The sequence below is a fragment of the Gordonia sp. i37 genome (genome assembly GCF_002043085.1).
Classification (GTDB): domain Bacteria; phylum Actinomycetota; class Actinomycetes; order Mycobacteriales; family Mycobacteriaceae; genus Gordonia; species Gordonia polyisoprenivorans.
The window spans coordinates 1-1,910 of sequence record NZ_MVPX01000491.1; the positions used below are offsets into that span (position 1 = coordinate 1).

General features: G+C 66.6%; 3 protein-coding genes. 1 reads left to right on the forward strand and 2 read right to left on the reverse strand.

Translation table 11 applies throughout. The features are described 5' to 3' along the window. Positions 1 to 915: hypothetical protein (locus B1964_RS23840; RefSeq protein ID WP_253194152.1), on the forward strand; the 915-nt coding region annotated here is incomplete at its 5' end. Positions 916 to 1,023: 108 nt separating this feature from the next. On the opposite strand, the gene B1964_RS23845 is transcribed toward B1964_RS23840, so the two are convergent. Both B1964_RS23845 and B1964_RS23850 read right to left on the reverse strand, forming a co-directional pair. Continuing rightward, positions 1,024 to 1,458, reverse strand: a complete 435-nt coding sequence (locus B1964_RS23845; RefSeq protein ID WP_079931542.1) for a hypothetical protein — start codon at positions 1,456 to 1,458, stop codon at positions 1,024 to 1,026. A 16-nt stretch (positions 1,459 to 1,474) separates the two neighbouring features. Further along, a partial coding sequence (locus B1964_RS23850) for an SHOCT domain-containing protein (RefSeq protein WP_139765846.1) occupies positions 1,475 to 1,910 on the reverse strand: 436 nt, incomplete at its 5' end.

Genomic DNA, 1,910 nt, shown 5'->3' on the forward strand with positions numbered 1-1,910 from the left:
GAGCCACGCCGCCGCATGGCCGTGGCCTGTGTCGCGGCGGCCGCATTCGTCGCGGTCGCCGCGAGCGCGTGCGGCACCTCCACCGCTCCGACACAGGCCACCCCGGCGACGCCGCAGATGACGGTGGCGGCGGATGCCGCGAAAGTCGATTTCGCGTCCGCTGATTCGGCGACGATCACCCCCGGCGTCCAGACCTACACCGGCGATGCGCAATGCACCACCAACTACGTCTTCGTAGACAAATCCGGCAACGTCTACCTCGGACAGGCCGCACACTGCTCGGGAACCGGCAAGGACACCGAGACCAACGGATGCCAGAACAACAGCCTGCCGATCGGCACCGCCGTCACCTTCAACAAGGGCGGCAACCCAATCACCGGCGTGGGCACACAACTCGGTGCCGGCACCCTGGTCTACAACAGTTGGCTCACCATGCATCAGAAGGGCGAAACCGACCAGAACACCTGCAGTTTCAACGATCTCGCACTGATCAAGGTGAACCCGGACGACGTCGGCAAGGTCAATCCGTCGATCCCGTTCTGGGGCGGACCCACCGGCATCAACACCGACGGCACAACCCCCGACGCGAAGATCTACAGCTACGGCAGCTCGAGCCTGAAGTTCGGATTCAAGAAGCTGTCGAAGCAACACGGCGTCAACAAGGCCGACCAGCCCGCCGACAACGGCTGGTCGCACATCGTGGAGATGCGTTTCCCAGGCATCCCCGGAGACAGCGGCAGCGCCTACCTCGACGCACAGGGGCGTGCCCTCGGCGTGCTCTCCACCATCGGTCTGGCGCTACCCCCGCTCAACAACATCGGCGACATCAGCCACGAATTGCAGTACGCACGAGCCAATTCCGGGATCGACGGACTTCAGCTGGTACTCGGGACCGCACCGTTCAAGGGCGAGTGACGCTCTCGACGCGATACACCGCGCCGAATCCGTCGCGGCCCGTAGACAGAGAACCGCCACATCCGGCCGCCATCGGATGGGACACACTGCGTATTAGAGGTGGGTCTCCTACTTCCGCGGCGGAACCGGCGGACGCCCGCACTGCGCCCAGTTGCCCACGAGAACCGCGTGACACAGCACCGCGACGAGGAACCAGCCCGACGCCACACCCAATCCGGTCTGCGTCGACCAGTAGCCGAGCACCGACAGCGGAACGGCGATCCCGCTGATCGCGCCGGCCAGGACGCACCACCCGAATCGACGCCGCGTGGCCGCCGCCGCGGAGAGCACGGTGCCGCCGACGCCGAGCCCGATCGCGATCTGACCGAGCAGTGTCCGGTCGCCGCCGACGTCGCTGGTCACCCAGGCACCGATGCTGGCGGCGGCCAGCGCAACGATCGCCAGCCAGATCACCCGTACCGCGCGCGGTCGCAACGGCACCTCGGCGAGCACCTGTCGCTCGATCTTGCGGAGCGAGGCCGCCAATCCCGGTTCGAGTTCCACCACCAACGCGCTTCCCCTACAGCCGGGCGAGCAGTTCGGCCTTCTTGGTCGCGAACTCCTCGTCGGTCAGGATGCCGCGCTGGTGCAGACCGGCCAGCGACTCGATCGCGGCGAAGATGTCCTCGGAGCCGGCCGGAAGGTTCTGGGCCGGAGCATTCTGGGCGGGACCGTTCTGACCTGAAGGAATCTGGGCGGAGGCATACTGGGCGGCGGCAAACTGGGTCGAACCGTTCTGGGCTGGGGGTTCGGGCGCCGCCACCGGTGTGTCGACGATCTCCTGCCCACCGATTTCCCGCAGGCTCGAGACGTCGAAGGTGCCGTACTGGCTGGAGAAGCTCACCGATCCCGGGTACCCGCCCTGTTGCTGCTGTACACCGCCGATCTGATGGTCGCCGGTATCGAAAACCCTTGTCACACCGTTGGCCTGGATGGCCAACCGCCGCGTCGCGGGG